This is a genomic window from Photobacterium sp. GB-1 (genome assembly GCF_003026165.1).
GTDB lineage: Bacteria > Pseudomonadota > Gammaproteobacteria > Enterobacterales > Vibrionaceae > Photobacterium.
The window spans coordinates 1-655 of the sequence record NZ_PYOB01000067.1; the positions used below are offsets into that span (position 1 = coordinate 1).

A 655-nucleotide genomic window follows, 5' to 3' on the forward strand; every position below is an offset into this window, starting at 1 on the left:
CGCCCAGTTAAGACTCGGTTTCCCTACGGCTCCCCTAAACGGTTAACCTTGCTACTAAAATTAAGTCGCTGACCCATTATACAAAAGGTACGCAGTCACCCAACAAGTGGGCTCCTACTGCTTGTACGTACACGGTTTCAGGTTCTATTTCACTCCCCTCACAGGGGTTCTTTTCGCCTTTCCCTCACGGTACTGGTTCACTATCGGTCAGTCAGGAGTATTTAGCCTTGGAGGATGGTCCCCCCATATTCAAACAGGATATCACGTGTCCCGTCCTACTCGTTTTCACTGATAATGCGTTGTCGGTTACGGGGCTATCACCCTGTATCGCAGAACTTTCCAGAACTTTCACCTAACGCAAAACTAGCTTAAGGGCTAATCCGGTTTCGCTCGCCGCTACTACCGGAATCTCGGTTGATTTCTCTTCCTCGGGGTACTTAGATGTTTCAGTTCCCCCGGTTCGCCTCATAGTGCTATGTATTCACACTATGATACGTGCTTATGCACGTGGGTTTCCCCATTCGGAAATCCCAGAGTCACCGGTTTTTACTACCTTCTCTGGGCTTATCGCAAGTTAATACGTCCTTCATCGCCTCTGACTGCCAAGGCATCCACCGTGTACGCTTAGTCACTTAACCATACAACCCCAAGAGGT

At 49.2% G+C, this 655-nt stretch carries 1 rRNA gene; it reads right to left on the bottom strand.

What is annotated here, in order from left to right:
- Nucleotides 1-638 (bottom strand): 23S ribosomal RNA (locus C9J45_RS21450); the annotation flags it as partial.
- Nucleotides 639-655: the final 17 nt, after the last annotated feature.